The organism is Levilactobacillus parabrevis, from assembly GCF_044051715.1.
Classification (GTDB): domain Bacteria; phylum Bacillota; class Bacilli; order Lactobacillales; family Lactobacillaceae; genus Levilactobacillus; species Levilactobacillus parabrevis.
On the sequence record NZ_CP168688.1, the window covers coordinates 2,265,078 to 2,282,615 of the forward strand.

Genomic DNA, 17,538 nt, shown 5'->3' on the forward strand with positions numbered 1-17,538 from the left:
GTTTTGAGCATTAGGGAGCTAAGGGGCTTCTGTTCGGCCTTGCCGGACAGGAGTCACTTAGCTTTCTAAGCGGAAGAACCTGCCTTGCGGAACTCGTTTCAGAAGCCGCAAGTTCCCGGATATCCCGGCGAGAGAAAGTCTAACGAACTACGCCAGAATAACCACCAACATACATATACCGAGCAGGAATCACTTAACTTATTAAGCGCAAGAACCTACCCGACTGAACACGTTTCGAAACCCACATATTTCCAAATACCTTAGCAAGAGGTGCCTGCCACACCAAGGTCACCACTAGCTTCCTAAAAATCTCCGCAAAAAAGAGGAACCCCAGAATTCTCCATCTCAGGTTCCTCATATTTACATCGAAAATTATCGTTTCATCAGCTAGCCAGCCCTACTTTTCCGTAGCCGACTGTAATTGGTCCGGCCGCTTCAACAGAAAGGCCATCAGGTAAGAAACAATCAGAAAGACCGACACCACCAAGTATGGGTAGTGCGGATTCATATCGAGTAACATCCCCGACATGATTGGTCCCACGATATTCCCCACACTGGTCAGGGACATGTTTAACCCGTTGATTAGCCCCTGATTAGATTCGCTAGCCTTGGTCAGCAACGTCGTAATGGCTGGCCGCAACAGGTCGAAGGCCGAGAAGACAACCAGTGTAGCAATCATGACGGCAATCTTCCCGTGTGCCTGGGTAATCCAAACCACACAGATTGCGGCTAGGAAGAAGCAGGCCCGGATGACTCGCCGCTCACCCCACTTACTAACCAGGGTATCAAACATCGCCACTTGCAAGAATAACGAGATTAATCCGTTAAGCGTCAACACTAATGCAATGTTGCCCAAGCTAAAGTGGAAGACTTCGTTGACGTAGATACTATAGATACTTTCAAATCCTTGCAGACCAAAGGAAGAGACCAGAATCATGGTAAATAGGATGATGATCGGCACCGTCCAAAATTCCTTGGTCATTGGATGGGCAGAAGGCTTGGCAGCCGTAGACGTTGTTGCTTCCGCATCGCGAATCTTACTAGTCTCGGCATCACTTGGCAACAGACTGATCAGGACAATGGCACTGATCAGGCCCAATGCACCGGCGGCCCAGAACGGCGTCTTGTAACTGACTCCAGCTAAAATCCCCCCGATACCGGGACCCAGAATCAGGCCCCCACTAAAGGCGGCCGACAACCAGCCGATGACCCGCGCTCGTTGGCGTTTCGTCGTAATGTCAGCGGCTAAGGCCATCGCCGTAGGTACGACCATGGCAGCAGACAGCCCACCAATAACCCGCGAAATGTTGAAGACCATCAACTTGTTGGTCAAAGCGAACAGCACTTCGGAAGCCATAAACAGGAACAGTCCGGCCGTCAACACAGGCTTTCGCCCAATCTTATCCGACAACCGCCCAATCAGGGGTGACGCCACGAACTGTGCGAAGGCAAACAGGGCACTCATAATTCCCATGTCCGTTGCGGTCAGATGTAATTGATTCTTCAGGAACGGCATGACCGGGATCACTAAACTAATTCCCAAACACACTAAAAATTCACTAAACACTAAGATAAAAATGGCCCGTCTCGTTTTCTTCGTCACGATGGCTCACCCCTTCTCACTAATTTTTACAGCATTGAGATAAATATATCAATATTTAGGGGTGTTTGTCTAATCATCAGCTCATTTTCTCAGAAAATTTTAGTTTTTCCGTGACTTATCCCTTTTTCAAGGCCGCCGCCCACTGGCGATAATCATCTGCAAAATAACTATCACGGGGATAAACTAGATCCAAGTCATGCCGCAGCTGCCCCGCTTGCAGTGGAAGAACCGCCAGTTTTCCAGATTTTAAGGCCTCGGCGACCACGGAACGGTAGACAAAGCTAATCCCACTTCCCTGCAGCAAGACTTCCCGAATGGCGGTCGGATTATTTACCGTCACCACCTGAGGAAACTCCGCGAAGGTCACGTTGGCCGCATGCGCCAAGTTTTCTAAAATTTCCCGACTACCGGACCCCTCTTCCCGAACAATCAGCGGATAGGCGGTCAAGTCGGCCCAACTCACGGCTGACTGTTGGGCCAACGGGTGGTCAGCGGCGACCACCCCGACGAAGGGTTCCTGCCGCACCACCTCATAGCCGTAGCGTTGCTTGTCAAAATTCCCTTCAATCAAAGCAAAGTCGCTGTCTCCAGATTCAATCGCTGCTAAAGCAACGTGGGTATTCGTCACCCGACAATTAATTTCATGATAATGCTGGGCCTGTAGTAAGCCAATCAGCTGCGGCGCCAAGAATTCGCTGATCGATAGTGTTGTACTAAAGGTGACTTGCCGCGCCTTCTGGGGATGTTGGAGAGTCGCCACCACCGCATCCGCCTGAACCTGGACGCGTTGAACAAACGCCGCAAGTTCCACCCCAGCCGGCGTGATTGTCAGCTTGGGGCGTTCGTAGCGCACGAGCTCGACACCCAGTTCCGCCTCTAAGCTCTTGATTTGTTGAGACACTGCTGGCTGGCTGATGTATAGCTGACGGGCCGTCTGCGTATACGACTTGGTCGTGGCCAACACGAGAAACGTTTGATACCGGTGGTCAAGCATGGTCATAGCTCCCTTTCATAAGTGATACTTATATCATTATTATCCATTCCAATTTTATCTTATAACTGACTTCCGGTAAACTAGGTTTAGACATTTTTGAGGAGGAAATTCTTTTGGATATTCGCACAACTGTTGTGAGCCGCGGTTTCTGGCTGGCTTCACTCTTAACTTTAGTCTGCGCCGTTGCCGGTAGCTTTCTGGCACAACTGCCTTACTTAAACCTGGTCGGCGCCCTAGTCATCGCGCTACTGCTAGGCATGGCTTGTCAGATTCAGCCCCAGGTCATCAACGCCAACCGGGCTGGTATCGGCTTCATCAGCAATAAATTCTTGCGTCTTGGTATTATTCTCTTAGGATTCAAATTAAACTTGCTCCAACTGGCCCAAGCCGGCGTGAAGACTATCACTTTGGCCATCTTCGTGGTGACAGGGATGGTGCTTCTGACCTACAACCTCAGCCGTAAACTCGGCGTGGAGAAGGAATTGGCCATTTTGACCGCCACTGGGACTAGCATCTGTGGAGCCGCCGCCGTTATGGGTGTGTCGCCACAAATCAAGGTGCCTGACGACAAGGCCGAACGTCAACGGGAAAATGAAGTTCTGGCCGTCGCTATCGTCGCTATCTTGGGAACGGTCTTCACGCTGATTGAAATCGGCCTGAAGCCACTGCTCCACCTGACTGCCGTTCAATTCGGGGTACTGACTGGGGGCTCGCTTCACGAAATTGCCCACGCCGTTGCCGCCGGTAGTGCCGGTGGTCCCGTCAGCCTCGACACCGCCATCATTACCAAGCTCTCCCGGGTCCTACTGTTGGCCCCTGCAGCGCTGATCATTGGCTGGTGGTACCAACATCAATCCCGCAAGGCTAATCCTGAAGCAACTGCCAATGAAGGTCCAGCTAAGTTGCCAATTCCGTGGTTCATGGCCGGTTTCGTTCTAACCAGCATCATCGGGACCTTCCTGCCACTGGGCGATGTTGCTCTGGCTGGTCTGGTTAAATTAGCCTACATCTTCCTCGGCATGGCCATGGCCGCCCTGGGGATGAGCGTCAACTTTCGCGTGATCTTCCAGCGCGGGGGCAACGTCTTCCTGGCGGCCACCATTTCATCAGTTATCCTGATGACCTGCGTGACGATTGCCAGCAAGTTATTCTTCTAGACCCAATTCATGCCAAAATAGTGGTTCGTCAGCAATTGACGAGCTGAAGTGAACCCTTAAAGTTGGACACAGAATTTACGCTGCCTTCTGGATGGCGAGTTCCCGGTATTTTTCCGGGGACTTGCCATCCAGTTTTGTTTTGATCCGACGTTTATTGTAAAAGCTAATCCAGTCAGTCATAGCTTGAGTCAAGTCTTCCTTGTTCTCAAAATGCTCATCCATAACTTCGACCTTCATGATGTGGAAGAATGATTCAACTACCGCATTATCTAGACAAGTTGCTTTGCGTGACATGCTTTGAAATACGCGATGTTCTTTGAGTGTTTCTCGCCAGAATTTATGTTGATACTGGAATCCCTGATCCGTGTGGACTGTTGTTCGATAACCTAATTTTGGCAGTCCTTCCAATGCTTCTCTAAGCGGCTTTAGGGCAAATTCTACTGTTGGATGGTCACTGATGTTGAAGGCTAAGACTTCGCCTGAGAAGAGGTCAATCACTGGTTCTAAATAGACACGTTCACTTTGGCTCATACCACCGTATCGAAATTCACTGACATCTGTAACGAGTTTTTGATAGGGTCGGTCCGTTTTGAATCGTCGGTTCAACCGATTAGGCGCAATTTTACCAACGGATCCTTTGTATGAATTATATTTACGTTTTTGCCGATTGTACGCTAAACAAAGCCAATCATGCTCATGCATTAGACGCAAGACTCGTTTATGATTCACCGTGAATCCATGCTCCTGTAAAGCTTTAGTTAGTCGCCGGTAACCATACTTCTTGGTGTACTTAGAATCTTCCTGCCGGATCTCATCGATTGCCTGAATGATTGGAGAATCATCCAGCTTTTCACGCTGACGATGTGAGCGTGCGTAATAATACGTACTTCTTGGTACTTTGACGACCTTGAGTAGGAGCTTGATGGGCACTTGAAAGACCTGCCTTAACTCGGTCACTATTTGCGAGATTTCTTGTCTGCTGACTTCTTCTGAGCTAAGGCATCGAGTTTTTTTAGGTATTCATTCTCAATCTTTAACATCAAGTTTTCTTGTTTTAATTGCTTCAATTCATCGGCGGTACTGGAGTTATTGCGACTCTTTGAAGGCTTCGTTTGCTTATGTTTAGCCATGATTTTAGGCTTTCCTCGCTTCCGTTCAAGGCCAGCGATTCCTTGCTCCTCAAAGCGCTTCTCCCATTGCCAGATGGTGCTTGGCGAAGATAGATTGAAGTGCAGAGCCGTTACCGGAAGCGAGGCCTGATGTTGTTTTCTCCAGTTTAATACATCAACCTTGAACTGACTAGAATATTCTGGCTTCTGATCCTTCAGCTTCAATCCAGCTATACCGTATTTCCGGAAGCGACTAACCCAAAGAAGGATAGTTTCTTCCTTGCTGATACCATGTTTTCTGGCCAATGAGGTTGATCCAACTCCACTCAAATATTCAGTGACGACCTTAATTCTAAAATCTAAATCAAACTTAACCATAGTAAAACCCCCAAGGTTGGACTTTCTGTCCAACCTTGGGGGTTCACTTCAAGCCACTATTTTTTAGATCATTTTTCCTAAATGCTGAATCGTTCCGCTATCCCACAAAATATACAGCCCAATCAGTAGGTACACGGCAATGGTAATATAACGCCCCTGTTTCTCCAAAACTTCTGCCACTTTAGGCAAACAGGCCAGCCGATAGCCAATCTCCCAGAACAGGATGACCATGACCGCAAACGTCAGTAAAATCAACGGAATTGTCGCCGGTGCCACCGTGGTGAAGATTGGCACGTAAATCCCAATGTTATCCGCACCACAGGTCGCCACCGTAATCAAAGCCACGTTCCAGATGAGACTCTGCGGTTTCGCTACCTTGGCGGCAATCTCCCCGGCATCATCGTCATCCCCTTGAACCCACAACTTGATTCCCAAATAGATTGGAATCAATCCCAGCAGACCTAACAGCCACGGTGCCGGCACGAATCCCAGAAAAAAGGCCACAATCAGTGAGCTACCGACTAACACAGTTGTTCCCAAAAAATCCCCTACCAACACTAACCAGCGGTCTTGGTGCTTTACGCGGCCGAAGATTACCATTAGAATAATTAAGTAGTCGAGTCCGGTGGAAATATACGCCGTGACTCCCGTAAGAATCGTTTTTAACATGTTGCCATCTCCCCATGCATGTTATCTATAACATATGTTATCATCTACATATGAAAGGAGCAACCCTTTTATGCCGAATTCCGAAGAAAAAGTCACTTTGATTGAACCACGAATGGCCCAAGCTTCACAATTAATCTTTAAATTACTCAGTAACCCCACGCGTTTACAACTGCTCTACCTCTTGGAACAGCAGGAGCTCAACGTTAGTCAACTCAGCGAGCTATTGTCGGTAGAACAGTCGGTAATTTCCCACCAGCTGGCACTGTTAAAGAAGGAACAGTTGGTGGCGGTTCGCCGGGTGGGTAAGCAAAACTTCTATCGCCTAGATGACCCGCACATTCTCGATATCGTTAATGAAACCTTGGCCCACGTGGACCACGTGTTGCGGGGGAAGACCCATGGCCATTAAGGGACGTGGTGAACAAGCTGAAGACTCCGCTTCGACTGAGCCTGAAAATAACTTGGCGGGTAACTTTTCGTCTAGTCATGAAGCCTTAGCTGCTAAAACAGAAGTTGAAACTGATCAGCTCGAAACGTTTAATTCTCTTGAGAAGCTTTGGGCAGATTTGAATGATTGAAGACAGTTAACTTGCTAAGAATCTTGAATTTTCTTCAATAGCAAAACTGCAGATACTATCTGGATTTAACCAGATGGTATCTGCAGTTTTTTGATATTTAAATTGTATTTAAAGGATTGTTGCGGAGAAGCTGAACTGGATCAGAAATCTCAGTTCTTCTGTCCGGCGAAGCTTTTACTGGTAAGACTGGCTTAAAGAATTAGTCTTGCTCTCGCCTTGATGTTCGGAAACTTGCGGCCTCCGAAACGAATTCCTCAAGCCAGATTCTTCCGCTTAGCAAAATAAGAAACTCCTGCCCGGCATAGCCGAACAGAAGCCCCTTATTTCCCTAATGCTCAGAATCTAAACGGCTTGTTCCACTCTCTTACATCTTCATCCCCATCTTCTCATACGAACTCATTCCAGCGAGGTGGAGGTCTTTAACCGCAATCCCCCGCTCCTTGGCTACCGCGTTCATTAAGGTATCCATATCCATTAGTTTATACGTTTGTGGATGGTCTGGATCATAAGCTTCAATTTGTGCCATCATGCCGCCGTCTTCGTGCTCGATGATATGGCAGTGGTACATGTAGACCCCCGTGTGCTCGAACCGGACCTTGATACGGACCGTTTCTCCTGGGTTGACGCCGACCGTGTCCTTGAAGCCGTGCTCGTTGGGGTACGGGGCCTTACCATTCCGCGAGAGCACCAGGAATTGCGTCCCGTGCATGTGGAAGGGGTGAACCATGCCGCTCCCCATATCGTTGGTGTTGGTAACGTCCCAGAGCTCGACGTTGCCCACCTTTTGCTTCGCATCGATCCGTTGCATTTCAAATTTCTTACCGTCGATCATGACTTGCTCATCCATCCCGGACATCACGACCTTGCGTACCGGCGTATTCGGCGTAACTTCTGGATCGGGAATATCGACGAGGTGGTCGGGTAACTTAGTCGTATCCGGCTTAAACTCGTGAATGCGGAACCGAACCAACGGAACATCGTCGGAATACAACGTGACCGTTTCCCCCGGCTTGGCCTTGCCGAAGTCCACGATGACTTCAGCCCGTTCCGCACAGGTCAACATCAAGTGGGTAAATTCAACGGGTTCCGGCATCACGCCACCATCCGAAGCCACTTGTGTAAATGGCAGGTCATTGCTGAAGTGCAGCCGCCACTCGCGCCGGTTTGCCCCATCCAGAATGCGCAGGCGTAGCCGTTGCGTGGTGACATCGAAGTAAGGATTGATCGTCCCATTGATCATTGCCGTGGGACCTTGAACACCATCCGGATCATAATCAGCTTCGTAATCCCATTGATTATCCTCGTGGAAACGCCGGTCCTGTAAAACTAACGGAATATCATCGACCCCGTAGTTTCTTGGAAATGGCAACTTGGCTTCTTGCTCATCGGTGACCAGCGCCAAGCCCGCCAGGCCCTTCCAGACCTGTTCGGCCGTTGATGGACATGGATGGGCGTGTAACCACAACGTTGCGGCTGGTTGGTCGACTTTAAAATCAATGTGTCGCGTCTTGCCAGGATAAACTGGGGCGTGACACCCACCATCCGTGTATGGCCCAGGAACATTCAGTCCATGCCAGTGGAAAGTGGTCAATTCAGGTAACTTATTTTTTAGATCGATATGCATCGTCTTGCCCTTAGCAAAGACAAGGGTCTGACCGAGCAGACTCCCGTTATACCCCCAGGTCTTGGTCTTCTTGCCGGGCAACAATTGTGTCTCCCCAGCTTGGGCCTCGACCGTGTAGTAGGTATCCGTGGCGGTCTCCTTGTCAGGCTTTAAAAGTGGGGGAATCCGTAGCGGTTGTTGCGGCGTATCGGGTTCCTCCAACGGGACGTAACCCCCGTCATGCGTGTTAAAAGCCGGTTCATCAAAGAAATAATCGGTGTAGATTGATTTTGTCATCTTTCAGGCTCCTCTTCGATTTGATTTGGCAACACTGTACAAGTCCATAATACCGCATTCACCAATCTGGGGGAAATGAACGCGCAATTTTCAACCGCCCAGTCGATCAGTTCGATCCAACCCTTCCGGAACGTAAAAAGGCCGCCCGCAGGCAACCCGTTTGAAGTTTCATTTTCAAGTAAATAATAGCTACCGATCCGCCCGTGCCCGTAGCGCGTAGAGGATGGTGACCGTGTCCACAACTTCCTGGAAGACGGCCCCGATGATGGCTGGGATAACCCCAAAGCTGGCAATCACCATCAAGCCGGTGCAGATGAAGATACCAATCAACACGGCCTGCTTAGCCACGCGCATGGTGTCGTGAGCAATCTGGCGGGCCGTACTGACCCGAGTCAGATCATCCTTTAAGACGACCGCATCCGCCGATTCGCTAGCCGCCGTCGCCCCGTGCGCCCCCATGGCAATACCGACATCCGCAGTCGCCAGTGATGGTGCGTCATTAATTCCGTCCCCCACCATGGCCACCGGCCGCTGCTCAGCGGGGAGCTCAGCCAAGACCTTAATTTTGTCGGCAGGCAAACAATCCGCATGAACCTGATCAATACCGACCTCACTGGCAATCGTTTCGGCAATTGGCCGGCGATCCCCTGAGATCATCAGGAGGTGATTGGCCCCAGCCGCCCGCAGAGCCGCCATCGTTCGCCTAGCTTCTGGCCGCACCCGGTCGTTAAAACTGACGTACCCCTGGTAAATACCAGCAATTGAGATGTAGACCGCCGTCTGATTGGTTTTATCCACGGCTTCGTCCGTCACGAAACCACTCTTACCAACGCGAACTTTCTGACCGTCCACCATTGCCGCCACTCCTTGGGCCGTGGTCTCGTTGACCGCGGTTGCTGGCAGTAACGGCTCAGTTGTAGCCGCAACTAGCGACTGTGCCAGGACGTGACCCGAGTGCTGCTCGGTGCTGGCTGCCAACTGAAGCAACTTTTCCGCGGGCAACGCTGTAACGGGAACGACTTGGTCCACGACCAGCCGTCCCTGAGTAATCGTCCCGGTCTTATCAAACGCAAACGTCTTGACCTGCGCCAATTTTTCCAGCGTCGTCCCCGTCTTAACGATGATCCCATTTCGACTAGCCCGACTCATCCCCGAGATCAGGGCAATCGGCGCCGCCAAAATCAATGGGCACGGTGACGCCACGACCAGGACCTCTGCTAGCCGCACCGGGTCACCGGAGAAGAACCAAGCTAGGCCAGCGATGACGTAGGCCAGCAAGGTAAACGGCACCGCATACCGATCGGCCATCCGCACAAATTTGGCCGGTTGTGCCTCGGCCTGTTGAACCAAGCGGACAATGTTCTGGTACTGACTGTTGTCGGCAGTCTGGTCGGCTTGTAAGTAGACCGATGCCTCACCGTTGATGCTTCCGGACATGACGGTGTCACCGACCTGTTTCTCAATCGGTCGGGCCTCACCCGTCAGTGAAGCTTCATTGACTGTGGTGGGCCCAGTCGCTAGCGTGCCATCGACTGGCATGACTTCGCCCGGCTTGACCAGTAACCGATCGCCAACCGCCACCAAGCTCACGGCAACATCGCTCAGTCGGTCGCCCACGACCCGGTGCGCGGTCTGTGGTGAATTATTCAACAACTCTTGAAGCTCGCTGTTGGCCCGACTGGCCGCAAAGTCTTCCAGAGCATCGCCCCCGGTCAGCATTAGCAGAACAATCAGTGCCGCCCAATACTCACCCACGGCCAACGTGGCCAACACCGCCGTAATGGCCAGCAGGTCCACGCCGAATTTACCCGAGCGCAGCGTCCGGACCATTTCGATAAACATAATAATAGCAAGTAGCAAGCCCAGCCCGGTAATTAGGACCTGCGCCCACATTGCCTGATGATTAACAAATTGAAGCCACAACGCGATGGCTCCTAAGATAATGACGAACCAAAATTGGCGGTATTGCCGTAATTGTTGCATTATGGTCCCTCCCCTTAAATCGTAATTGTTACCTTGAGTATACCAAAGCTTGTGACTTTTACCACATGTGAACCGGCGTTTTGCGAAACAAAAAGAGCCCGACCGCGGTCGAACTCTCTACTAAATCAGCCTTAAGCCAAATATTATCGTCTATCAAATCAAAAACGGAACTCACTAAATACTCATAGTAAAAGATGGCTCAGCCGGAGGAGGCCAGAAACGTAGCCAGCTGTGACGACGGTGTTAGTCTGGGCGATTGGTTTTTCCCGGTCTTACACCGTGGGACGCGTTTGGAAACTCGCCTGAACTTGGCGAGGTTTCAAACCGAGCCGGAAGCCCGTTCTTCGGCTGAAGGCGTTCCCCATAGCAGGCGGAGTTTCTGGCAACCGCAGGCGACATTTTTACACTGAGTAATTTCTAGAAGTGACGACGAACAATCACGCCTGCACCTAGCGTCGCTAATACCAGAACGCCACCGAGCACGCCGGATAAGTTCCCCTGATCATTGGTCTGAGGTAACTTCGTGTTTGTGGTCTTCGTGGTGCCAGGATTCTCGGTTGCGGTTGCTTTAGCAACGGCAGCCTTCGCAGCGGCAGCTTTTGCGGCAGCGGCCTTGGCAGCTTGCTTCTTAGCAGCCTTCTTGGCAGCTTCCTTTTTAGCGGCTTGTTCGTTTTCTTTGTCTTCGCGTTCAGCCTCTTCTTCATCGGTTTCAGTTCCACCATCGGTATCGGTCGTCCCGGTCCCAGTATCGACATCGGGATCAACCCCAGGTTCTTCGGTTTCATGGGTGTCGCCACCACCAGAACCACTGTTACCGTTTGAAGAGGAAACTTTCCCATTTGCTTCTTCGGAATTCTTGTCCCCTGAAGTGCCCCCACCCCAAGTCATGACAGCGTTGTTTTTAAATTTGTAACCAGAATCAATCAACGACGGGTCGGTCACCTTAGTATAGTAATCGATGACCACAAGATTGCTGACGGTGTCGTTAAAGGACAGGTCAAACCCCTTGTCGTTGTATGTAACGTTGTAGTCGGTGCCTTCAGTCATTGCTGGCTTTTCGCGTTTGTAAGTCGTGGTACTTTCCCAATATCCGTTACTTACAGTCATGCCATGGATTAATTCTTGGTTGGCACCAATCGTGTCGGTAATGTCCAAGTTTTCCATGTCAATGGCTCGCCGATCAACTAAGATGGTCCACTTGATGGTCCCATCATCCTGCAGCGTCCCCTTCTTAGAAAGGTTGGCTTCATTTTCAACAATGTTGATCTGAGAAGTGCTACTCCCGTTGTTTTCGAGTGGGAAAACAACATCCTTCTCGCCAGAATCTTCGTAACGATACTTAGTCATCATGTTCAAAGTCAACTTGCTGTTGGTTTTACCCTCCAACGCATCGTTCATGGTGATGACAACACCCTTGTCGGATATGACCGCTTCACCAATCACCGTGCCATCGTCATCGTAAACTTTGAAAGTATCACCGGGGGTCTTCCCCTTCAAGTTCTCCGGAAAATCAAGCGTGATGGTATCGCCACTCTTAAGCGGCGTGTCACCAAAGTCCAAGTTATACTGGACATCAATCGTATCGGAATGCTTGAAATCCGGTCCGTTGGTCACACTGGCTGAGGTGGTAAAGTCTGCACCATTATGGTTGGTTGCGGCTTTGGCCGGTGTCGCCACTTGGCTGACAACTAATAAGAACACTAAACTAAAGAATCCAATCAGCAGTCGCCAAGATTTACTATTTATCTTCAAAAATATCCCCTCCCGAAACTTTTAGATACTCAAAGTATACGCGCCCGTGCAACCGCTTGGCAATAGTAGCGGGACAGGTTGTCAAAATTGAGTGAAGAACTTCCCAATCTGTCAGAGCATACCGACTAGTCTTCAAAATTTCGGTTCAATTTCGAAAAAAAAGCCTGGGACAAAATCCCAAGCTCGCTGGTTATGCTATTTTATATAGTCGAAACGTGCGCCACAGGGGAAGCCGGTTTCGTTCTTCCCAAACGCCTAGCAGATACGCGTACCCAACGTTTGCATTTCCTTCTTCAAATCTAACTTTGATTTTTCTTCAGCCGTATAGGTGATTAGCCCAACGGCACTGTCCAAGATGCCACTGTCATCTCGCAAGGAGAGTTGGTTAAAGACTCGGTCTAAAATCAGGCCATTACTCAAATACAATTCGGTATCGGCATTCGTCTTCAACGTCCACGCCGTGTTATTGGTGACGGTAATGGGATAGTCGGGATCATCATCGGTCAGAGCGACGAACTGGAATTTATCACCGATGGCACAGGTACCTCCCACCGTTGAGTACCGGTTAGATCCATCATCCGTAGTCAGTAGCAGGGTACTGCCCGGCTGAACATTTTCGGCTAAGTACGCCTTCGCTGCATCTTTAATCGTGATTTCCATGATTATTTCCCTCTTTCTTGCCAACCATCGTTCAATCAATTGTGCACAATTAACTATAACTTCATTCGGCTAATTTGTAAATCAACTCGACTTGGGGTGACCTTCTGAATCATTTTTCCCACCTTGAATCATAGTAAAAACATCCGCCTGCGGCTAGATCTTCTTTTCACCCTTTCAAACGTTGACGCCAACCTCACCCCACATTCTGGCTCAAGCAGCATTATGTCTCTGAGAAATACCGTGATGCGACATTAAAGTTTAGGCAGGTCGCCACTTAATCAGTCACCGAGGTAGCGAGATTACTCACGCTCTGTTAGCAGACGGAGTCTCTGCCCATCGCAGGCGTCACCTGTTCTCAACCGTCGAGAAACGCACAAAAGCCAGATGAAAGGCGCCAATAGCACGCCCTTCATCTGGCTCATTCAGCAAATTAGACTAGCCGGTCGGATCGTCCTCATAACCGCGTTTGATCAGCGCAATCAGCTCATCCTCTGACAGATTAAGCTTCTTGGCCTCACTGGTAAAACGACTAACGTAGCGGTCATAGAACTCCGCACGGCGTTTCTCCCGAATCGTCGTCTCAGCCGTGGCTGTGACAAACATCCCCACTCCGCGACGTTTCTCGATGATCCCCGCAGCAACTAGCCGGTTGATGCCCTTGAGCACCGTTGCCGGATTAATATGAAATTCTTTGGACATTTCCGTCGTGGACGGGACCTGTTCGCCCGCCCGATAGATTCCGGTGAAGATAGCTTCTTCAACTTGTTCGGCCACCTGCAGGTAGATTGGTTCCGGACTATCGAAATTAAATTTCATTGTCATTTCCCACATTCTTTGTGAACTCGTTCTGTCGACTAGTTCGTTGGCGCCTTGGGCAACACGATTCGCCAATAGAGGGTCAACGTAATCGCATAGTAAATGGCGTACAGGCCGATGAAGATGGCAAAGATACTGCCGATGCCCAGGTAAGGGCTCATCGGACTGGACATGATCGGCTTAAACATTTGCAGACCAAACAGAACATCGATTACTCCCATGATACCAGGAATCAGGAATAAAATCCCAATTTCTTTCGCAATCCCGTGACGCATCAGGTTTTGACGCACCCCAATCTTATACAGCATTTGGTAACGTTGCTTATCGCCAGGCGCTCCCGAGAGAATCTTAAACATCAGGCAGGAAGCTAACATTGCCAGGAAGGCGATCCCCAGGAAGTAACCCATGAATTCTAGACCACCAAAGATACCGCTCATCATCTCATAACTTTGATAGTTACCGACTGTGACCTGTTCGGGGAGGGCAAAGCGTTTCACCTCCATGTGATTCAGCTGCTTCAGAACTTTTTGATCCTGTACGAGGTCCTTGACCCGCACCGTTGTCACGGTCAGAGTGGTCCCTTTTTGCTTAGCAAATTGCTTAGCGTTGAGAATCTTCGGCGTGTAGAATCCCATGTCCTGACGCACGGCTAAACTTTGAAAATCAAAGTCTTGCACGCCACTCTTCTTGAACTTGGCGAGCGACTCCGTGTAGAACTTCGGGTGCTTCAGGCTCTTCGCTAACTGTGCACTCTTACTAAGCTCAAATGGCTGTTGTTGCAACTCACCGGCGTTGTAGTAGACAACCTTACCCTGCCGCTTCTGAGTGTACGTGGCTTGGTGCTCAACATTTAACTGGTCGATCAGTTTTTGTTCCTGAGCATTCTTGTTGTGAATGGCGACGGTGTACGTTCCGATGGAATTAGCCATCATTGGCAACTGCCGGTGATAGCCGGACCCCACGGTGATCGCACCCAGGGCCATCGCGAACAACAACGATACAATCGTTAACATTCGCGTGTAATTGTAGACCCGAAAGTTCAGCTGGCCCAGGAGGAAGCCATTTAAATGCCGCTTGGCCCACTTGGTTCGGCGTAATCCCTGAATAATGACCAGCAAGGTCGCACGGAACAACAGGTAAGTCCCGATTGTAATGGTGACTAGGGCGACCGGAATCGCCATCACTTGTAGCATCTTAATGGCTGCCAGTGCCCAGTAACCGATCCCCAGAAAGGCCACGCCCAAGACTGCGGCGACCATCTGCCGGAAGGGATGAATTTTAGGTTGGTTGGCTTGTTCATCCGTGTGAAGTAATTTCAACACGGTGGTCCGGGTCAACCGTACCATGTTAAACAATGAGGCTAAAATGAAGAGGCCCACGTAGAGAACCGCCGTTGCGATAATTGCCGGTAAGTAGACTGCGGATAGGTGGGCAAGATGTAGCCCCAGCATATCCAACAAGAGCCCTACTAAGAACTGGCTCATCAGTAACCCCAGTGCAATTCCAATGGCGGTCGCGATGGTCCCTAGGATCAACGTCTCTAGGAAGACTAATTCCCCGATACGCTTTCGAGTGGCTCCGAGCATCATGAACAGGCCGTAGTCGTGTTGACGCATACTCAATAGGAAACTGTTGGCGTACATGATATAGACGATGGTGATCAGAATCAGCAGAACCGCGCCAAAACCGAAGATAATGCTAGCCTGATTGACCATAGCGTTAGCCTTCAGAAAGGCCCGGTTGGTCGCCAGGTTGGCAAACATATAGAAGATGGCGGCCGACATGGTCAGTCCCGCCAATAAGACGAGGTAGTCTCGTCGCCGGTTCTTGATTCCGGCCAGTGCTAATTTTCCTAACATTATTGACTTCCCCTTACTCGTTAAACGTCCCCAGCTCATTTAAGATCTGCTGGTAAAAGGCACTCCGGTCTTGCTCGCCACGCTTGATCTCGGAACCAATCTGACCATCCTTGATAAACAGGATGCGTTGACAGAAGCTGGCAGAGAACGGATCATGGGTCACCAGTAGTACAGACATGTGCTGTTTCTGATTAATCGTCGTCAACAGGTCGAGTAACTCACGGGCGCTCGTGGAATCCAATGCCCCAGTCGGTTCGTCACCCATTAGGATTGAGGGGTGGTGGACGATGGCCCGGGCGGCAGCGACCCGTTGCTTTTGGCCTCCGGATAACTCAGCCGGGTACTTCTGTAAAAGATCAGCAATCGACAGCGTTGTGGCAACCTCATGGATGGCCTGGTCCATCACCCGAGATGGTGTCCCCTTCAGAGCCAGTGGTAGGCCGATATTTTCTTCGGCCGTCAAACTCTCTAATAAGTTAAAGTCTTGGAAAATAAAGCCAACTTCTTGCGCCCGAAAGTCAGCGAGCTGGTTGCCTCGCATCTTCGTGACATCGTGACCATTGACCACGACATCGCCCTTAGTAGGCACATCCAGCGTTGATAGCATGTTCAGTAGCGTAGTCTTCCCCGAACCAGAAGCCCCCATGATCCCGACAAATTCGCCGGCTTCCACCGTGAAGTCGAGCCCCTTCAACGCCTTGTACTGGCGTTCATTAGCCTTGCCGTAAGTCTTTTCTAGATTGTGGACGTTAACCACAGTATTTGTTGTCATTTTTAAAATCCCCCACTCTTTAGTCTATTGGTTAGTTACTTGTGTAATTAACTATAACGGTTGAGCTGGAATTGTCAATCATTATTTTTATCTCCCCAGATAACTTCTTCGCGGTTAGGTCCGTTAACTGCCCAGCACGTCAATGCCTTAGCGGGCCTTACCAGCGCCAGAAAAATTCACCAGTACCCAACCCAGTAATCGCTGACGACCAAACATCTCGCGCGACCTTTCCCCACTTTCGTTGTACAATTAAAATTGTAAGTTCCAAATCTGAAAATAAGGGAGTTCTTCTGATGAAACAACTGCAATTAGGTGGCAGTAACTGGCAAGCCTCCGCCGTCGCTTTAGGGATCATGCGGATGGGCGTTCTGAGTAAGGATGATGCCGTCAAGTCTCTGCAAGCAGCGCACGAAGCTGGCATTAATTACATTGACTCCGCTGATATTTACGTCAACGGTAATTCTGAAAGAATCTTTGGCGATGCCCTCAAAGTCTCCGGTCTCTCACGTGATGACTTTTACATCCAATCCAAGGGTGGCATTGTGCTCGACCCTAACCGGAGCCACGATGACTTGGTCTTTGGCCAACGCTACGATTACGGCAAGCAACATCTGATTGACGCCGTCGATGGGATTCTTTCCCGGATGGGAATCGACTACCTGGATGCCTTCCTCCTTCACCGGCCAGACCCACTGATGGAACCGGACGAAATTGCTGATGCCTTCAACACCCTGCAACGTGAAGGTAAAGTTCGTCACTTTGGGGTTTCCAACTTCAACGTACAACAATACCTGATGGTGCAAGACGCCGTTGACCAAAAGTTGATGTTCAACCAACTGCAATTCAGCGCAGCTCACGCCGGTATGATTACGGAAGGTCTTCACGTCAACATGGGCGACGTTCCAACACATAACGACTTTGGAATGATCGAGTTTGCCCGGCGGAATCACATCACCATTCAAGCCTGGTCGCCATTCCAATACGGCCTATTTGCGGGAATGTTCATCAATGATCCGAAGTACGCCGAGTTAAATAAGGTTTTACAAAAGTTAGCTGACAAGTATGGTGTTTCCAAGAACGGGATTGCCGTGGCTTGGATTCTTCGCCACCCCGCTAACATCCAAGTCTTGCTGGGTACGATGAATCCCGCCCACATCACGGACAGTGCGGCCGGTGCCGACGTTACACTGACTAAGCAGGAATGGTACGATATCTACCTGGCTGCTGGGAACGACTTACCTTAAAATCACAATAACTAATGTATCTCGAAACGTTCAGAAAACCTTCTGAACGTTTTTTATTTTCCAG

At 50.0% G+C, this 17,538-nt stretch carries 16 protein-coding genes; 4 read left to right on the top strand and 12 right to left on the bottom strand.

Annotated elements, in window-relative coordinates:
* Positions 1 to 397 precede the first annotated feature (397 nt).
* Both ACEPSU_RS10645 and ACEPSU_RS10650 read right to left on the bottom strand, forming a co-directional pair.
* Positions 398 to 1,603, bottom strand: a complete 1,206-nt coding sequence (locus ACEPSU_RS10645) for an MFS transporter (RefSeq protein ID WP_395321531.1) — start codon at positions 1,601 to 1,603, stop codon at positions 398 to 400.
* Between the two features lie 115 nt (positions 1,604 to 1,718).
* Positions 1,719 to 2,603, bottom strand: coding sequence for a LysR family transcriptional regulator (locus tag ACEPSU_RS10650; RefSeq protein ID WP_395361539.1), 885 nt, complete (start codon positions 2,601 to 2,603; stop codon positions 1,719 to 1,721).
* A 107-nt stretch (positions 2,604 to 2,710) separates the two neighbouring features.
* Here ACEPSU_RS10650 and ACEPSU_RS10655 point away from each other — a divergent pair, with 107 nt between their 5' ends.
* Positions 2,711 to 3,754: a YeiH family protein gene (locus ACEPSU_RS10655; protein ID WP_395321535.1), complete on the top strand. Its 1,044-nt coding sequence runs from the start codon at positions 2,711 to 2,713 to the stop codon at positions 3,752 to 3,754.
* Between the two features lie 75 nt (positions 3,755 to 3,829).
* On the opposite strand, the gene ACEPSU_RS10660 is transcribed toward ACEPSU_RS10655, so the two are convergent.
* The 3 genes from ACEPSU_RS10660 to ACEPSU_RS10670 form a co-directional block, all read right to left on the bottom strand.
* Positions 3,830 to 4,711 carry an IS3 family transposase gene (locus tag ACEPSU_RS10660; protein ID WP_260338566.1) on the bottom strand — a complete coding sequence of 294 codons (882 nt, stop codon included), beginning with the start codon at positions 4,709 to 4,711 and terminating at the stop codon, positions 3,830 to 3,832.
* Positions 4,711 to 5,241 carry a helix-turn-helix domain-containing protein gene (locus ACEPSU_RS10665; RefSeq protein ID WP_260338565.1) on the bottom strand — a complete coding sequence of 177 codons (531 nt, stop codon included), beginning with the start codon at positions 5,239 to 5,241 and terminating at the stop codon, positions 4,711 to 4,713. The genes ACEPSU_RS10660 and ACEPSU_RS10665 overlap by 1 nt, the downstream gene beginning before the upstream one ends.
* Before the next feature lie 63 nt (positions 5,242 to 5,304).
* Entirely contained in the window at positions 5,305 to 5,910 is a 606-nt protein-coding gene (locus ACEPSU_RS10670; RefSeq protein ID WP_020088730.1) for a cadmium resistance transporter, read from the bottom strand.
* Between the two features lie 70 nt (positions 5,911 to 5,980).
* On the opposite strand from ACEPSU_RS10670, the gene ACEPSU_RS10675 reads away from it, so the two are divergent.
* Both ACEPSU_RS10675 and ACEPSU_RS10680 read left to right on the top strand, forming a co-directional pair.
* Entirely contained in the window at positions 5,981 to 6,319 is a 339-nt protein-coding gene (locus ACEPSU_RS10675) for a helix-turn-helix transcriptional regulator (RefSeq protein WP_020088729.1), read from the top strand.
* Complete coding sequence (locus ACEPSU_RS10680) at positions 6,309 to 6,488, top strand: hypothetical protein (protein WP_020088728.1); 180 nt, start codon at positions 6,309 to 6,311, stop codon at positions 6,486 to 6,488. Before ACEPSU_RS10675 ends, ACEPSU_RS10680 begins: the two co-directional genes overlap by 11 nt.
* 364 nt (positions 6,489 to 6,852) lie before the next feature.
* Here ACEPSU_RS10680 and ACEPSU_RS10685 read toward each other — a convergent pair whose 3' ends face one another.
* The 7 genes from ACEPSU_RS10685 to ACEPSU_RS10715 all read right to left on the bottom strand — a co-directional run bounded on the left by ACEPSU_RS10685 (position 6,853) and on the right by ACEPSU_RS10715 (position 16,230).
* Complete coding sequence (locus tag ACEPSU_RS10685) at positions 6,853 to 8,388, bottom strand: multicopper oxidase family protein (RefSeq protein WP_395321538.1); 1,536 nt, start codon at positions 8,386 to 8,388, stop codon at positions 6,853 to 6,855.
* A 189-nt stretch (positions 8,389 to 8,577) separates the two neighbouring features.
* Positions 8,578 to 10,371 (bottom strand): heavy metal translocating P-type ATPase, encoded by a 1,794-nt coding sequence (locus tag ACEPSU_RS10690; protein WP_395321540.1) that lies wholly within the window; start codon positions 10,369 to 10,371, stop codon positions 8,578 to 8,580.
* Positions 10,372 to 10,788: 417 nt separating this feature from the next.
* Positions 10,789 to 12,123, bottom strand: a complete 1,335-nt coding sequence (locus ACEPSU_RS10695) for a collagen binding domain-containing protein (RefSeq protein WP_395321542.1) — start codon at positions 12,121 to 12,123, stop codon at positions 10,789 to 10,791.
* A 255-nt stretch (positions 12,124 to 12,378) separates the two neighbouring features.
* Positions 12,379 to 12,783, bottom strand: coding sequence for an iron-sulfur cluster biosynthesis family protein (locus ACEPSU_RS10700; RefSeq protein WP_020088724.1), 405 nt, complete (start codon positions 12,781 to 12,783; stop codon positions 12,379 to 12,381).
* A 435-nt stretch (positions 12,784 to 13,218) separates the two neighbouring features.
* Entirely contained in the window at positions 13,219 to 13,599 is a 381-nt protein-coding gene (locus ACEPSU_RS10705) for a GntR family transcriptional regulator (protein WP_395323185.1), read from the bottom strand.
* Between the two features lie 38 nt (positions 13,600 to 13,637).
* Complete coding sequence (locus ACEPSU_RS10710) at positions 13,638 to 15,458, bottom strand: FtsX-like permease family protein (RefSeq protein ID WP_395321545.1); 1,821 nt, start codon at positions 15,456 to 15,458, stop codon at positions 13,638 to 13,640.
* Between the two features lie 13 nt (positions 15,459 to 15,471).
* Positions 15,472 to 16,230, bottom strand: a complete 759-nt coding sequence (locus ACEPSU_RS10715) for an ABC transporter ATP-binding protein (protein WP_020088721.1) — start codon at positions 16,228 to 16,230, stop codon at positions 15,472 to 15,474.
* Positions 16,231 to 16,523: 293 nt separating this feature from the next.
* On the opposite strand from ACEPSU_RS10715, the gene ACEPSU_RS10720 reads away from it, so the two are divergent.
* Positions 16,524 to 17,474 (top strand): aldo/keto reductase family oxidoreductase, encoded by a 951-nt coding sequence (locus tag ACEPSU_RS10720; RefSeq protein WP_395321547.1) that lies wholly within the window; start codon positions 16,524 to 16,526, stop codon positions 17,472 to 17,474.
* The last annotated feature ends 64 nt before the right edge of the window (positions 17,475 to 17,538 follow it).